This window comes from Mesorhizobium sp. 43Arga (genome assembly GCF_053714255.1).
Genome location: NZ_JBSKBO010000006.1, coordinates 356,688 through 371,383 on the forward strand (window position 1 = coordinate 356,688; position 14,696 = coordinate 371,383).

Below are 14,696 nucleotides of genomic sequence, written 5' to 3' on the forward strand. Positions count from 1 at the left end.
ACCCAGACGATCAAGCCGGTCTACCCTGCACTTTGGCATCGTACGACGGACCCTTCCGTAGAATAGCTTCGCAGGCCGTCCGCGCGCACTCTCCGCACATAAAGCACGCCTGCTCGCGGTCGTCGTCGACACCACCGAGAAGAACCCGACGCTACGTAAGGGAAATGAAGTCAGAAGGCGCCGCGGTCGATCGGGGCGCAGTACGCCAGGGAAGAAAGGGTATTGGGATGAACAAGATTGCTGAGCGGACCCTTGCTGGGATTTCCGTTCCCGACGCGCCACTTGTCGATCGGGCAATCGAATACGCTCGCCAGAAATGTGAGCCCTACTTGTTCAACCACGTCGTCCGGTCGCGGCCCGGATCGCACAGCTCCAGAACATCGAGCATGACGCGGAAGTGGTTGCTGTCGGAACTTTGCTGCACGACGTGACCCTCAACGAGAACTTCACCGGCCCTCGTCGTTTCGAAGTGGTAGGCGCCGACCTTGCCCGGACCTTCGTACGGGAGGGAGGGTTCGATGAGCGTCGCGCTCAATTGATATGGGACAGTGTGGCTCTCAACTCGACGCCGTCAATTGGACTCTACAAGGAGGCTGAGGTGGCATTGTGTACCGCCGGCATCTGCCTTGATGTCGTCGACCGGCAATACGACCTCATTTCTTCAACCGAAATGGCAGCGATCGTGAGCGAATTTCCGCGGCTGGGAATGAAGCAGCGGATGACGCGATGCTTTTGCCACATCGCAAAAGTCAACCCGGAAACGACCTACGATAACTTTGCCCGGGATTTCGGTGAGCGCTTTGTCCCCGGTTACAGGGCCCCTTCGTCAGTTGATTTTGTGATGAACACGGCCTTCGACAGCTGATTCTCGCTCCTACCCGCCGCGCCAGATACTCCCGCATTATAGCGTCTTGATAGCGTCTTCTTGCAGCCAAATTTCAACCGAGCGAACGGGGGAAGGGATGTCACGCTTAGTGCCAAAAGAGGGATGTCGTCGACCTCCCGATCGATGGAGCCCACCCAGTCAGATATCGACCGCCGGCATCGTTCACGACCTGGGCAATCTCATCCAAGTGGCCTCCACGTGGCTTTCTTGGGCTATGCCGATGGTCTGTCTGACAAGGCCGCCAGCTCGTTCCAAAGCAGTTCTGGCGCCGGCAATAACGGGACGAAGGGCGTTCCGCCCGACTCCTCGGCAAAGCGCTTCACCATCGGCAAGCCAACGCCGCCGAGGCCTTCGCCTTTCGTTGTGAAGAAGGGATCAAATGCGCGGACCATGGTTTCGCTGTCATTCCAATTCCGTCGTCTACGACACCGGATATCGACCTGGGTGATTGTCGACCGTTCAGACACCAGGGCGGCTTCAACCGAGATCAAACCGCCGCCAGGCATCGCATCGCGCCTGGGTGAGATCGAAACGATCATTCAAAGCGCTTGGGACACTAACATCCGCTTCGAGGGTGCAGGTCGGGTCCGATCTGCCCTTGGTAAGGTGCGATCGGATTGGGTTGCAAAATGCGGTGCTGAATCTTTTGCTCAATGCGGCATCGCCATGCAGAGTACGCTGGGGGCGGGCACGACCGTGACGTTGCGATTGCCTGCGATGCGGTAGGTAATCTCCGATACCCGTTGGTCGTTATCGAGAATGCATCGGCACGCTACAAACGCTCTTCTTGGACGGCTCAAGCCGTCTTCGGCCATACTGATGCGAGAGCAGGCGTCGCTTTCGTTGTTTTCCGAAGCGAGCAACGACGAGTTCCTGTTCGCGACTAGGTCGACATATGGTTCGACGGCTTGCCCGACAAAGACACGATGAGGAACGAACTCAACTTGATGGCTTAGGATCGCTGGCGTCGTTAGAGCGTGCTGGCCGCATGGCGATGATGGCAGAAGCCATATGATGCGCAGCCCGCGAAGCCATCAGGATCATAACCTGTGGCAAAGGGCTGGGTTCCCTCCTTGGTATGCCAAGGGTGGACCGTCGCGCCAGTCTGCCTTTACTTGCTCGATCCGTCGGACCGAGGTGGAGGAGACGTCAAATATGGCGAGGGCCGGTGAGCGGCTCGCCACCAATGAGCATCAGTCGCGTTGCGTGGAAGGCGGGGCGCCAGCGACCAGGGGTGAATTCAACGCCACAGGCGCAGATTCTGGGTATTTCGGGTGATCCACAATGCGCGGAGGCGGCGGCGACATCCTCGTGAAGAGACTGGAGGGCAAACCAGGCTTGAATGCCGATTGCTTGCTGATGCTCCGAATTCTGTCAGCGTGCGCTCAATGCGACCGCCAAAGGTCGACAGCATCCCCATCGTCAGACCACATCGATCGTTGCCGCAAATCTATTCTTTTGCCTTGGACCGGGCCGCATTCTTTTCGAGGACAGCTTCGGTGATCGAATGCGGTAGAGGGCGCGGCGTCTCGATCTGCCCAAGCAGTGGCATCACGATGATGAAGAAAGCGAAATAGTAGAGCGCCGCCAACTGGGACATCGTGACGTAGGAGCCTTCCGCCGGCTGCGAGCCGAGCCAGCCGAGAAAGAGCGCGTCGGCCACGAACATCCAGAAGAACAGCCTGTACCAGGGCCTGTAGACCGCAGAGCGAACCTTGGAGCTGTCGAGCCACGGCACCAGGAACAGCACGGCGATAGAGCCGAACATCGCCAGCACGCCGCCGAGTTTGGAATCGATCGGTCCGACATTGAAGGTGATGGCGCGTAGGATCGCGTAGAACGGCAGGAAGTACCATTCTGGCACGATATGCGCCGGGGTCTTCAGCGGGTTGGCGACCGTGTAGTTGTCCGGATGGCCGAGAAAATTCGGCAGGTAGAAGACGAAATAAGCAAAGAAAAACAGAAACACGATAATGCCGACCGCGTCCTTGACGGTGGCGTAGGGCGTAAAGTCGACGACATCGGTTTTCGATTTTACCTCGATGCCGGTTGGATTGTTCTGGCCCACTACGTGAAGCGCCCAGATGTGCAGGGTGACTACTCCGGCAAGCAAGAATGGCAGCAGGTAGTGCAGGGCAAAGAAGCGGTTCAGCGTCGGGTTGCTGACCGCGAAACCCCCGAGCAGCAAGTGCTGGATCCAATCGCCGACCAGCGGAATGGCGCTGAAGAAGCTAGTGATTACGGTGGCGCCCCAAAAACTCATCTGGCCCCAAGGCAGGACATAGCCGATGAAGGCGGTCGCCATCATCACCAGCAAGTTGGTGCAGCCGAGCACCCACAGAAACTCACGTGGCGACTTGTACGAGCCGTAATACAGCCCGCGGCAGATGTGGATGTAGACGGCGATGAAGAAGAATGATGCGCCGTTCGAATGCAGCGAGCGAAGGAGCCAGCCAGAATTCACGTCGCGCGTGATCTTCTCGACCGAGTTGAAGGCCAGCCCCGTATCGGCAGCGTAATGCATCGCCAGCACAACACCGGTTATGATCTGCGATGCTAACATGACCGTGAGAATGCCGCCGAACGTATAGGCGTAGTTCAGGTTGCGGGGGACGGGATAGACGATGAAGGAATTATGCACCAGCCGTGGCAACGGCAAGCGGGTGTCGAACCAGCGGCCGATACCGGTGGTGGGCTTGTAGGTCGAATGTCCCTCACTCATTGAAATGTCCTTTGCCTCAGCCGACACGAATCTTGGTATCGGACACGAACTGGAACACCGGCACGGCCATGTTCTCAGGCGCTGGACCTTTGCGGATGCGTCCTGCGCTGTCGTATTGCGAGCCGTGGCACGGGCAGAGCCAGCCGCCGAATTCGCCGTCTTGGCCTAGCGGGATACATCCAAGGTGGGTACAGACCTGAACCATCACCAGCCAATTCGCCTGGCCGGGCGCGGTGCGGTTGGCATCTGTCGCTGGCGCGTCGGCGGGAAGATTGGCGTTGCGGGCAATCGGATCCTTGAGGTCAGCAAGATTGACGCCCTCGCCATCCTTCATTTCCTGCCTGGTGCGGTTTCGCACGACAAGCGGCTTGCCGCGCCATTGCACGATCAGCGACATTCCAGGCGTTAACGAAGAGACGTCGATCTCGATCGAGGTAAGTGCCCCGGCAGGCAATGCGAGTTCGGCGGAGCCGCTTTCGAGTTCGGAATGAACGGTCATGATGACGACTCCTTCAGATGGAAAAGCTGCTTCACTGCGCCAGCGGCAATCGAGCAAAGCAAGCTGCGGCCGTCGCTCTTCGAGTTTCCTGATGTCTGGTTGAACCATGCAGGCCGTAGCGGGATGTGAGCTATCGTGCCTGGGGCACGGGCGGCCAATACTTTCGTTTATAATTTCCTGGGCGAACGACTGCTCTGACAACCGAGGTTGCCATGCGTGGTGAGAGGGATTCTGGGTTCATCCAGGTACCATTCCTCATGTCGGGCGTACGCGCGCGGCAATCAAAGAACAATTGCTTCAGTCCGATCATACCTCGGCATAGGCATGCCTACCTGTCAGCGTCGTTGCCGTCCTCCCTGCCAAGTGCGAGTTCTCTGGGTGCGCCATCTCGGATGACCGGCGCCAAACAAAGAGGTACGCCATGCTGGCGTTCTTGCAGGCACTCCATCCAATCGCTGCCAAGCGCGGCGATGGATTGCGCCCCGAATTTCTGCGGAGACAAATCGAGGACGTGCTCAACCTGGATTTGCTGGACAATCAACAGGCGGTGGCCGGCCTGGTTGAGGAAGAGGGCATGACAACCGTGACTGCGTTGAGTTCGAAATATGCGGAGCGTTATCGCTGACACATCGTCAATCACATAGATTGGTTGATGGACAGCAGTGCGCACGACGAAATTGACGACTGCGTGCTGGCGGTTCGGCGATGGCGATCATCGAGGCAGGTTTGGAGCCAGATCCTATTGGGCACTCGCGTCTTGTGCTCGTGAAAGATCATGTTGCTTTGGAGCCGCCGGCCACCGATAGCGCATTCTCGCTCGAGCATTCCCAGACTTTGAATGGTCACAAGGAGACTCGATTATGAAAATTGCAGTCATTGGTGCCTCACATTACGCCAGAGCGAGCACGGTCAAGAAGTTGCAACGCGACGGCCACGAGGTGGAAGCGGCGTCCAAGCGTGCCGGTGTCGATACTTTGATTACGGACTATCGCGACGCTGGGTACGCTGGCCAATATCTGAGGCGTCGTCTCCTGCATTTGGTGTCGCTGGTTCATGAGTTTTGGCGCCAGGGACAATGGTGGTGCAGCAAGGTAAGCATTCGAATTTTAGATTCGGATGCGAATTGCCCGCGTCGCGAGGCGATAGCGTTTTCTCGATCCGCTCCAGTCGGCAATTCGTCGCTGAATGATACGGAACAATGCGGGAGATTTGACGATTCAGCCCCACGAAAAAGCCAATAAAATCCCACCAGGGCCCACCCCCTTTTTCGTGGTTGGCAAAAATGCTCTTGACGGGTATTTGCGATTAAATACCAACAGATCGATCTCTCGGTTTTGATCGCTGGAACGATGCGAGCAGGTGCGAGGTTCTGGTCGTTGGATGAGCGTGGAGTGAGGTCGGCGACACGAACCCTCGCATTGAGGCAGCCACCGCAACTATACCTCAAAACGCCGACGGAAGCGCGGCGCAAAACCTTCCGTTCCCTGCGAATTGATCACTGCGCTGCTGCGATTTTAGTCGCACCGTCGGAAATCCAGCCGCCTCCGCAAAGCTGGAGAAATGCTGGGGCGCGTCGACTTCGTAGTGCTGTCCATCGGCGGACCTATCAGGGGCACGACATGCGGCGCTGCGACGATTGCTATCAGTTTAACATAATGGATACTAATGATAGTAAGTAATATAACAATGCAATTGCCAATTCCATAACTCAACTTCTGCTGCTTTGGCGTATCCGCTGGGGTTATCTTTTTGAACTTTCTGCGTTGAGCCTGCAGCTGAATTTTGCGCGCTAATGAAAAAATTGGGTCTGGATCCTCAGTGTTGCGACATTGATCGAAGTTCATATCTGGGCGTTCGAGGCGGAAGACCGCTACATCGCGACAGGCACTATTGAAGGGCATTCTTTTGCTATCGGAGGCACGCCGCTTAGTCGAAGTTTTCAAGTTTTGAGGGCAGAAGTTGACTACGGCCCTCCGAAGGACAAGTTCGAATCTTGTCGGATACGCCAGCAAAGTCAACTAGTTACGTGGCCTCGCGCGCAATTTCTGTCCGTCCCACGAGGCGACTAACGAAGTGTCAATTGCCATCGATTAACCATTCTCCCGCTGGAGAACCATCATATGGCAGAGACATCGATCGAATGGACCGATGCAACGTGGAACCCCGTCGCTGGGTGCGCCGTGCTAACTGCTGGCTGCACGAACTGTTACGCTAGGCGCATGGTCGCAAGGCTTGAGGGAATGGGCGTGGAGAAATACTCCGACCTCACGCGGAGGTACGGCGGTCGCGCCAAGTGGACCGGCAAAATCTACCTAGATCGGAACTCCCTTTCGGTCCCTACCACATGGTCAAAGCCGCGGCGTGTGTTCGTTAATTCGATGTCAGACCTGTTTCATGCCGACGTGCCTCTCGGTGGACTACGAGCTCCGGACATCAGCAAAGTGAATGCGGATCTCAGTCTTGGATTTAGGGTTGGAGCAAGGCGCCACCATATTGCGCCCACAGATGTTCGCAGTCCCATATCCGCAAGCTCGGCGTACCTGGTTCGCCGTAAAGGACTATTGCACCGCGGACATCGTACCCAAGCACCGACGCGTTGGCGACGAACTGAATGGCCTGTCCTAAGCTGATCGCGCCGATCCGCGTTTCTGTCTTGCTGGTGAGATCGATCACGCCGAAGATTTCCGCGTCTGCGCCCCTTCCGGCCAGGACAGCCGTCGAGATTGCATCGTCCAAGGCAAGGAGCATTTGCGGAGTCCCCCGTAGCGCGGTGGTAACTCCTATGCCCTGGGATTTGTTCCGTGCCTCCTGAACGAAACTCTGAAGGCCAGTGCCCCGCTGGCTGCCGGCGGCGCCTGGCTATCCTTCATCCCGCCGTTGGTGCCCACCCTGGTCGACACGCCGCCGGAGGGTGATGGTAACCAGCCGACGGTGCATGACGTCGAGCGACTGGATCGTCGCCCAGGCCTTTGGGCCGGCCCCGATGCCGGCCTGCTTGGCGCGGCCATGTGTTGTGTTCGGCATGAGCACGGCTTCTTTGGCATGTCGGCGAAGGCCTTGGCCCTATCGGAATTCACATCCTCACTAATTTCGTAGTGCGGGCTGGCGGACGGTTGCTTGTGCCACTTCCTGTCGCTGCCATCTATCTTATTGAACTATGTTGCAAGAGCGTGAGGAGCGGCTTCTGGGGGCGGTCTTGGATGCTCCTCCGTCACCAATGACGCTCACTCACCGCCGTTCATGCTGGATCGCGTTGACGCACGGCACGCCACTGTATGCTTTTGATCCCACGTCTCGAGTTGCCGTGTTCGATGCCCATAGGTTCAACGTTTCCCAAGATTTTCTGCGCGGCACAAAGATGGCCGGCGCAAAACAGGGGGCGGGGGTTGGGGGTGGGCTGCCTGATAAGCGCCGGCCGCGCGGCGTTGGGGTCAGCCGCGAGCGAACAATAGCAGCGCCGGAAAGTCGGAGCTATGGCGTTGTCGCGGAAGCCCGCGCCTACCTGTGGCAGTTCGGTTCGCGACGCGCCAACATTCGCGGTCGAGCGCTCGCAATCGGCCGCTGGAATGTCTTCAGCAGGAAGTGGCCGACGCAGGATGGCTACTCGGCCGAGCCATTGTCGGTGAAAGGCGAGGCGCTCGGCACGCATTGCAACGACCAGCCGGCAGGCGTTGGCTGCTTCTGATACTCGGCAACGGCGGCGGCGCATTGTTTTCGCTTGTCGAAGGTGCTGGGTAGCACAACCATGCCACCTTGCGGACCGGCGATTACCAGATACCAGATCAACGCTGCGGTCGAGGCCATGGGAATTCCTTTGTTGTGCCCAGCCAGGGCGCTCCATTGGGGTGCAGAAACCGTTGAACCTTGGTCGGATGGCGAAACCGTGGCCAATGCCGGAAATAACTCAGCTGGAGCCCGACGCCATCGTTTCGTAATTTACGAATCCGTAAGTCGCTGGACCCAATCCACGCGACTATAAGAGGTCGCTTGAGCGGCAGCCGCTTGCTTGAAAGGGAGAGTTTGCGATGCGATTTCAGTTTGCCCCTATGTTTTCAATCGCTTGCGCTGCAGCCGTTCTGGCGCTTGTGCCGAGTGCAGGCATGGCTGCCACCAAGACCGCCAAGGAATGCAATGCCGAATATGCTGCCAACAAACCCGCCATTCAGGCCTCGGGTGAGAAGAAGGCGGATTTTATTGCAGCGTGCCGCGCGGGCACTGAGGTCATCCCTAGCGGCGTAGCACCGGCTACAACCGCTGCTCCCGCCAAGAAAGCGGCTCCGGCGTCGACCAACACCGGGAATGTGAAAACGGCAAAGGCCTGCGATGCCGAGTACGCAGCCAACAAAGACGCGATCAAAGGATCTGGCGAAACCAAGAAGGATTTCGTCGCTGCCTGCCGCGCCGGAACCGAAGTGATTCCCCCGGCCCAGAACACAACGACGACCGTGACGCCTGCGAAACCCGCGCCAACCACAACGACAACAGCACCGACCACCATCACAACTCGGCCTAAGAATGCGCCGGCTCCGGCCGCGACCGCCACACCGAGTGGTGCTAACCAGTTCGCGACCGAGGGGCAGGCGAAGGCTCGTTGCCCGGCCGGCATAGTGGTCTGGGTCAACCTGAAGTCGAAGATTTTCCACTTCGCCGGAAGCAGAAACTACGGGAACACAAAAAAGGGCGCCTATATCTGCGAGTCTGATGCAACCGCCTCGGGTTTCCGGGCTGCGGAGAACGAAAAGCAACCACAGTAGTCGGCGGCGCGGCGATCCACTCGCGACCCGCATTTACTCACCACCCCCACATGCGTTTCGCTGGCTTCGGCTGGCGGGTGCCCTTCGCTTGCCAGGATCGCTCTCGGCGAAGGTGTATGCGAAGACATTTCCCCGAAGTTCGTCAGTTCCGACCAGGGATCGCAATATACGAGCGAGCAGTTCCAGCGCCTGATGGCCGACCACGACATCACGTGCTCGATGAGCCGGTCAGGCAACGTGTGGGACAATGCCGCGATGGAGAGCTTCTCGTCGCTGAAAACCGAGCGCACAGCCTGCAAGGTCTACAGGAGGAGAGATGACGCCAGGGCGGATATGTTCGATTACATCGAGCGCTTCTACAACCCTCGGCGTAGGCACTCGACACTGGCCTATCTGAGCCCCGTCGAGTTCGAGGACAAAGCTATGCTAGCTTAACAGCGTGTCCGAAAAACCGGCAGCAGGCCAATGATCGTCGAGTGGGCATTCGAGGATCTTGGCGTGGGGCTCCGGCTCCAGCGGCTCATCCCCAGGCTCTTCATGCCAGAAGACTTGTCGCAAATCGCGCTGATCAACCTTCTGGCCGCAGTACGGTGAGTTGTAGAAATGGCCGTGTTCACGGATGAGATCGCCGCCGTGCAACTTGCCGGGAATGGGCGGTCCGAGGCATGAGAGCTTGGTCATGCCCGTTGCAACATCCGGTCATCGTAAAATGTTCCGGAACTATTTTAGCACATGCTGATTGAATCGCGGTTTTGCGAGTCAGTTCATGCGCTTGAAGTTCCTCCAGCCCTTGATGCCGACCCTTGTCGAGCAGCCTCCGGAAGGCGACGGCTGGATTCACGAAGTGAAGTTCGACGGCAACCGGTCGCAGATCATCATCGACGAGGATGGCACCCGCATTTACACGCGCAACGGTCTCGACTGGACGTCAAAATATCGCGACCTCGTCGCGGAAGCGGCGCATCTCGGCGCGCTGAGAGTGCCATCGTCGACGGCGAGATCATCGTGTTGAACGATGCTGGGCTGTCGGATTTCGTGGCGCTGCGCAGGCGATCACCCGCCGGCAGCATGACCTGTACTTCGTCCCGTACGACCTTCTCCACCTCAATGGCCACGATCTGCGCGATACGGCGCTGGAGGAGCGGCGGGAGATACTGGCCGACATGATCGAGCCCGGCCGCCTGTAGGATCTATCTTGCCACTCGTCACCAACGCGTCCACTTGGGCTCTAGCATCGAGCGTCTCGCACCACTACGGACAGCGGCTCGTTTCGCTCCACCGCGTCGAAACAGGCATCGAGTTGCCATAGCGAGAGTTTACCGCAGCCCAACCGTGAGTCCGCGTGAATCTTTGAACCCCCACGATTCGCCTCAGTGTTGACGCCAAATGCTCCTGATTACTCCCCTCGAGACGCTGGTGCCGAGAGGAGATATTGTCTCAATCTCTTCGATCGTCCGTAAGACCCCATAGTGGTCGATCATCTCGGAATATTTTCCCGGCAAGATGCCAAAGCCGTAGAATACGGTAAAAATGCGATTCTCGGCATGAGAATCGTCCTCATCGAATGTGACGACCAGAAGGCTGTTGTTTTTTCTTGACCACTTAGCATAGCTATCAAGATGAGTTTTCAGCCAGGTATCACCTTGCTTTATCGTGCCATCATGCATGTCGTCTGAGAGATTGGGGATCACGAAACTAACAGCCGGCAACTTTGCATAATCGAGGGGGAAGTCAGTCAATGGCTTCTCAAATTTCTTCGCATCTGGAAAGGATTCCCAGGGGTTGTGCTTTCGCGGTGATCCGGCCTCGACATATCCCGCAAAAGTTTTACCATGGGCACTAAGGCGGCTGGCCAAGTTCGGCGCCACAACGACGTGTTCACCATCGTCATGGATGTTTTGCGTCGAGCCACTGAAAAGTGCGAGGTAATTCGGTTGGCTGGGATGAGCGACCGCGTAGGACTGATTGAAGACCGCGCCGCCCATTGATAGCTCCTCCAAATAAGCAGCCGCTCCTCCCGTCTGAAAGATCTGCGTGAAGGAATGGTTCTCCATGATGACGACGACGACATGGTCGTATTTGGGAGGTGCCCTAGACGAGGCGGCAGCCATCGGCGCCCCATTCAGCGCAATGTTGAATATCAGGAAAATCACGACGGACATCCGTTGAACTACGGTGCGGCCGTTTTGCTCGCGCACTCTCACTTTCCTCCGCTCCAGTTGCGTCCAACTTAATCGCGGTCGACGCGTGCAATGTAGGTTTCGTCAGCTTCAAGGGTCTTGCCTTCGCCGCCAAGTGGGCCGCTGGACTTCACGTCTTCGGCCATCGCCTCACGGATGCGGTGGAACCAAGCGGTCTTGTAGGTGACGCCAAGCATCCGGTGCAGCTGGTGGGCGGACATGCCCTTCTTTGACGAGGCGTAGAGATGCGAGGCCAGCACCCATTTGTGCCGGCCGATCTTGGAACGCTCAAACACGGTGCCGACAGTGACCGAGAACGGCGCGCGGCATTCGTTGCACTTGTAGACGCCGGGGCGCGTGGATTTGCCCGCAGCTTGGTGATGCGTTCGGGATTGGCGTTGCCGCAATGGGGGCAGAACGGGCCATGAGGCCAATGGATGGCTTCCAAATGCTCGCGGGCCTTGTCGGCGTCGTGATAAAATGGCGCTGGTCAGATCGAACATCGCGGTAACGCCTTGGGTTTGTTACCGCAAATCGCGCTTGGTACGTCGACTATATGGTTGGGAATAAAACCCTCTGGTTGCGACGCAGAACAAGCGTGATGGCGTCGCTCTTGCTTCGGACCGAGTAGCGGTGATCCCGGCCTTGATCTCGTTTGTTTGGCGGCTCTGTATTCAGCTTCCCACGGCAACGTGTCGAAGTCTGGCCGGTGGCCATCAGAACGGTATGCGTCATGGCCGCTCTCCAGGATGCAGGCAAACGGCGGACTTCCTGGGCACCGGTAAAGGCCTACAGCTTTTTCCATGCGAGAAGATGTCTCACGGACGCTCAGACATGTCGCCGTTCATTGTGATGAAGGCAAGCCAGACAGATAGGACGTGTCAGACGCTTAAGCCCGACTCCCTGCGCCGGGCGATTGTGTAGGCGAATTCTTGCCCACCAACCTCATCTGTCACGCGAATCCAGTCCTTCGACCATCGTTTAACACGGTCTTGCGTGCATGAATTTCGATGCAGCGGCAGCAGGAGGAGCCGCGGCCGACGGGCACGAGCAGTGCCCAACCGACACACGGCGAAGTCCCCAGTTCCCTAGTTGTCCAAACGATCGGCTAGGGTTGCAACAAAGCTGTCTACATCGGCACTCGTCGTGCGGTGATTGACGATTGCGCATCGTACAACCGGTTGGCCGTGGAGCGTGGTCCACGAGGGCGCTGCCAGCCCGCTCTCTTGAAGGTCGGACACCAAGTTTCTGGATGTATGCTGCGTCGGCTCCGTGGATGCGAAACACACGATGTTCAGCGAAACAGGCGCTTTCAACTCGATCGCCGGATGCTGCCGCAGTCTCTGTCCAAGATAGCGGGCGAGGGCACAGGTATGTTCGATTGAACTGCCAATTCGCTCGGCTCCCAGCGTCTCAATCGTCATCCACGTCTTCAACGCGCGGAAGCCGCGTGAGAGGTCGGGGCCGAGATCGCAAGGCCATGTCTCGCCGGCGGCAACGCCGCGCTCGGCTCGTGTGCAACTTCCTTCATACATAACCTATCTTGTTGAATTATCTCGCAAAAATCCAGAACTACCAGAGCATAAGGAGCGGCTTCTGGGGGCGGGATTGGATGCTCCTTCGTCACCAATCACGCTAACTCACCGCCATTCATGCTGAATCCCTTTGACGCACGGCACGCCACTGTATTCTTACGATCCCACACATCGAGTTCCTCAATTGGGTACAACAGCGCTTTGCCAAGCTTGACGTACGCCGGTCCAATCCTCTTGGCCCGCCAATTTCGCAGCGTTCCAAGAGAGTTGCTGCCGCGATAGCGTTCCGACACTTCCTCAGCTGTCAAAAACTTCCTGTTAGCCATCAGGCTCTCCAAATGTCCGGCGTCGGGGGGCATGTGAGCAGGCTCAAGCCCGCTCCCAAACCCTTGGTCATGCAGTTGCGCGGCCATGAGTGGGTATGTGCGTCGGAAGTAGAAGCCGCTGAGCGAGGGAGTAGAAGCAGGGGATACCCCTGGATAGAAATCGGATCAGCTGCCAACAAAATGTGCAAGGTCGGTCGACCCGGGCTAGCCGGAAAATGAGGAGGGCGCGCGACTTGACCGAGATCGGGATACCCCGCTGCTATCTGGCCCGAATGTGCGGCGAGGGGCTGCTCATCAAGTATGCCATGAAACCTATCGCGCCACAGATCGCGAGCCGGCATGACCAGTTCTTTGCCAAACCGTGGTGGTTTTCGCGCGATCATCGAGACAACGGCCAACTGCTTTGGAGGCACTCATACGCAGCCAAGCCGAGTACATGACGTTGCATAAAGACTCAGCTATGTCTTAGGGCGCGGCGGACCTAGTGGGACCGTCCGGCCGGCGCCATTCGGGCAACCTCCCAGCGAGGGCGCCGGCCTCTCTATGCCTAGCGCTTCACCTTCGGCGACAGTCAGCCGTTCGACCAAGTCGTGGTGTCGCAGGAATCACGCTACCACCAGTTGAAAATGAACACCGTGGGCGCTTTCACCTCATACGAGAGTTCACGTCCCAATTTATATCGAACGGTCAAAACACAGGTCCTGTCCTTCAGAGAGGCGACGTCGACAGTACCACCAATGGAGAGTCAACTCTTAGTATCGCCGGCGCATCCTGTCGGGTCGATGGCGTCTGCGACGGCTTCTTTCTTGGCTCTCGGAAGCACGGTCATCAGCAGGATGAATGCAGAGAGGATGAGGCAGACCCCATTGGTGATGATGATCGGCCATTCGTCTTTCATCAAGCCGAAGGTCAGCCATAGCGCAAAACCCAAGACGGTCAGCGCGTACATCGGCGCCGAGATACTGTTGGTGTCGCGCGTTCGGATGATTTTCCAAGCCTGCGGCGTAAAGCTGGTCATCGAACATATGGCTGCGAGATATCCGACGATCGTGACAGCTTCCATCGATTCAAAGTCCAACCTTCGGAACGACCCAGCTCAGAGCTTATTCGCCGGCGCGAGATCCGAAACGCGGACGACGCCGTGTTGGCTGACGAACGTGAGCGTGGAATCGGTGCTCTGCGCTTGAGATACATCGGAAATTTGGTGGTCGCCGGTGTCGTATGTCGTTGTCCGGCCATGATCGTCGATGACCAGGCGACGTCTTAGGGGAAACACCGCGTAGCGCATATCATTCTGAGACCCGACAGATGAAGGAACACCAAGCTCTTGGGGCCACCACGAACCGGCGGCCCCGGAGCGATAGCTGACAGCACGATCATCAGCCCCGTCCTCCGCAGGGTGCTCGCGCAGGTACCTCGACAGTTCACCCGCAATGGCGTTGAGCTTTGCTTTAAGGCTGTCGTTGAACATTTCGCCGACCATGGTCATGCCGGAAGACCATTGCGACATCCCGCCGAAGTCCGCATGGCTGAACTGGGCCATGGTTCCGCCACCGCGACGCAAGGCTTGAAAGACCGCCCTCACTGCGTCGTCGGAAACGCCATGCTCGCGTGCAAGCCTGGCGGTTAAATCAGCGTCTTCCCACGCGCTTGCCATCGAATGTTCTCCTCAGTTTTGTCCCTGACAAAACTGCACTCGGCGGTCTTGGTTCCAGAGGGTCGGTTGGCCACCCTCGAAAGGGCGGCAAAACCGCGACGTAGTCTGTCCCGAAAGGGGAACTGGGCCGCTCGCAC

17 protein-coding genes and 3 pseudogenes are annotated in these 14,696 nt (G+C 57.8%); 7 read left to right on the top strand and 13 right to left on the bottom strand.

Annotation, left to right across the window (positions count from 1 at the left end):
- Positions 1-397: 397 nt before the first annotated feature.
- Positions 398-865, top strand: a complete 468-nt coding sequence (locus ACWGS8_RS22465; protein ID WP_454582944.1) for a hypothetical protein — start codon at positions 398-400, stop codon at positions 863-865.
- 233 nt (positions 866-1,098) lie between these two features.
- Here ACWGS8_RS22465 and ACWGS8_RS22470 read toward each other — a convergent pair whose 3' ends face one another.
- The 3 genes from ACWGS8_RS22470 to petA all read right to left on the bottom strand — a co-directional run bounded on the left by ACWGS8_RS22470 (position 1,099) and on the right by petA (position 4,308).
- On the bottom strand, positions 1,099-1,425 hold the full coding sequence (locus ACWGS8_RS22470; RefSeq protein WP_454582945.1) for a hypothetical protein: 327 nt from the start codon (positions 1,423-1,425) through the stop codon (positions 1,099-1,101).
- A 911-nt stretch (positions 1,426-2,336) separates the two neighbouring features.
- Complete coding sequence (locus tag ACWGS8_RS22475; RefSeq protein WP_454582946.1) at positions 2,337-3,608, bottom strand: cytochrome b; 1,272 nt, start codon at positions 3,606-3,608, stop codon at positions 2,337-2,339.
- Between the two features lie 16 nt (positions 3,609-3,624).
- Complete coding sequence (gene petA / locus ACWGS8_RS22480; RefSeq protein WP_454582947.1) at positions 3,625-4,308, bottom strand: ubiquinol-cytochrome c reductase iron-sulfur subunit; 684 nt, start codon at positions 4,306-4,308, stop codon at positions 3,625-3,627.
- A 220-nt stretch (positions 4,309-4,528) separates the two neighbouring features.
- Here petA and ACWGS8_RS22485 point away from each other — a divergent pair, with 220 nt between their 5' ends.
- The 3 genes and pseudogenes from ACWGS8_RS22485 to ACWGS8_RS22495 all read left to right on the top strand — a co-directional run.
- Positions 4,529-4,732: a hypothetical protein gene (locus ACWGS8_RS22485; RefSeq protein WP_454582948.1), complete on the top strand. Its 204-nt coding sequence runs from the start codon at positions 4,529-4,531 to the stop codon at positions 4,730-4,732.
- A 235-nt stretch (positions 4,733-4,967) separates the two neighbouring features.
- The gene (locus ACWGS8_RS22490) at positions 4,968-5,348 is read left to right on the top strand and encodes a hypothetical protein (protein WP_454582949.1); all 381 of its coding nucleotides are present in this window, start codon (positions 4,968-4,970) and stop codon (positions 5,346-5,348) included.
- An 879-nt stretch (positions 5,349-6,227) separates the two neighbouring features.
- A pseudogene (locus tag ACWGS8_RS22495) lies at positions 6,228-6,530 on the top strand (DUF5131 family protein); the annotation flags it as partial.
- A gap of 43 nt (positions 6,531-6,573) precedes the next feature.
- On the opposite strand, the gene ACWGS8_RS22500 reads toward ACWGS8_RS22495, so the two are convergent.
- The 3 genes from ACWGS8_RS22500 to ACWGS8_RS22510 form a co-directional block, all read right to left on the bottom strand.
- The gene (locus ACWGS8_RS22500) at positions 6,574-6,855 is read right to left on the bottom strand and encodes a hypothetical protein (protein WP_454582950.1); all 282 of its coding nucleotides are present in this window, start codon (positions 6,853-6,855) and stop codon (positions 6,574-6,576) included.
- A 111-nt stretch (positions 6,856-6,966) separates the two neighbouring features.
- Positions 6,967-7,131, bottom strand: coding sequence for a hypothetical protein (locus ACWGS8_RS22505; RefSeq protein WP_454582951.1), 165 nt, complete (start codon positions 7,129-7,131; stop codon positions 6,967-6,969).
- Positions 7,132-7,707: 576 nt separating this feature from the next.
- The gene (locus tag ACWGS8_RS22510) at positions 7,708-7,911 is read right to left on the bottom strand and encodes a hypothetical protein (protein WP_454582952.1); all 204 of its coding nucleotides are present in this window, start codon (positions 7,909-7,911) and stop codon (positions 7,708-7,710) included.
- Positions 7,912-8,207: 296 nt separating this feature from the next.
- Here ACWGS8_RS22510 and ACWGS8_RS22515 point away from each other — a divergent pair, with 296 nt between their 5' ends.
- On the top strand, positions 8,208-8,861 hold the full coding sequence (locus tag ACWGS8_RS22515; protein WP_454582953.1) for a hypothetical protein: 654 nt from the start codon (positions 8,208-8,210) through the stop codon (positions 8,859-8,861).
- Positions 8,862-9,008: 147 nt separating this feature from the next.
- A pseudogene (locus ACWGS8_RS22520) lies at positions 9,009-9,296 on the top strand (IS3 family transposase); the annotation flags it as partial.
- On the opposite strand, the gene ACWGS8_RS22525 reads toward ACWGS8_RS22520, so the two are convergent.
- Entirely contained in the window at positions 9,288-9,542 is a 255-nt protein-coding gene (locus ACWGS8_RS22525) for a hypothetical protein (protein WP_454582954.1), read from the bottom strand. The pseudogene ACWGS8_RS22520 and the gene ACWGS8_RS22525 sit on opposite strands and share 9 nt — an antisense overlap.
- An 85-nt stretch (positions 9,543-9,627) precedes the next feature.
- Between ACWGS8_RS22525 and ACWGS8_RS22530 the strand changes: the two genes are divergently transcribed.
- Complete coding sequence (locus ACWGS8_RS22530; RefSeq protein ID WP_454582955.1) at positions 9,628-9,873, top strand: ATP-dependent DNA ligase; 246 nt, start codon at positions 9,628-9,630, stop codon at positions 9,871-9,873.
- Between the two features lie 358 nt (positions 9,874-10,231).
- Here ACWGS8_RS22530 and ACWGS8_RS22535 read toward each other — a convergent pair whose 3' ends face one another.
- The 6 genes and pseudogenes from ACWGS8_RS22535 to ACWGS8_RS22560 form a co-directional block, all read right to left on the bottom strand.
- Positions 10,232-11,059, bottom strand: coding sequence for an alkaline phosphatase family protein (locus tag ACWGS8_RS22535; RefSeq protein ID WP_454582956.1), 828 nt, complete (start codon positions 11,057-11,059; stop codon positions 10,232-10,234).
- 47 nt (positions 11,060-11,106) lie between these two features.
- A pseudogene (locus ACWGS8_RS22540) lies at positions 11,107-11,489 on the bottom strand (transposase); the annotation flags it as partial.
- 640 nt (positions 11,490-12,129) lie between these two features.
- Positions 12,130-12,576, bottom strand: coding sequence for a pyridoxal-dependent decarboxylase (locus ACWGS8_RS22545; protein WP_454582957.1), 447 nt, complete (start codon positions 12,574-12,576; stop codon positions 12,130-12,132).
- A 95-nt stretch (positions 12,577-12,671) separates the two neighbouring features.
- On the bottom strand, positions 12,672-12,902 hold the full coding sequence (locus ACWGS8_RS22550) for a DNA-binding protein (protein WP_454582958.1): 231 nt from the start codon (positions 12,900-12,902) through the stop codon (positions 12,672-12,674).
- A gap of 745 nt (positions 12,903-13,647) precedes the next feature.
- Positions 13,648-13,965, bottom strand: coding sequence for a SemiSWEET family sugar transporter (locus tag ACWGS8_RS22555; protein ID WP_454582959.1), 318 nt, complete (start codon positions 13,963-13,965; stop codon positions 13,648-13,650).
- 33 nt (positions 13,966-13,998) lie between these two features.
- Positions 13,999-14,559 (bottom strand): hypothetical protein, encoded by a 561-nt coding sequence (locus ACWGS8_RS22560; RefSeq protein WP_454582960.1) that lies wholly within the window; start codon positions 14,557-14,559, stop codon positions 13,999-14,001.
- Positions 14,560-14,696: the final 137 nt, after the last annotated feature.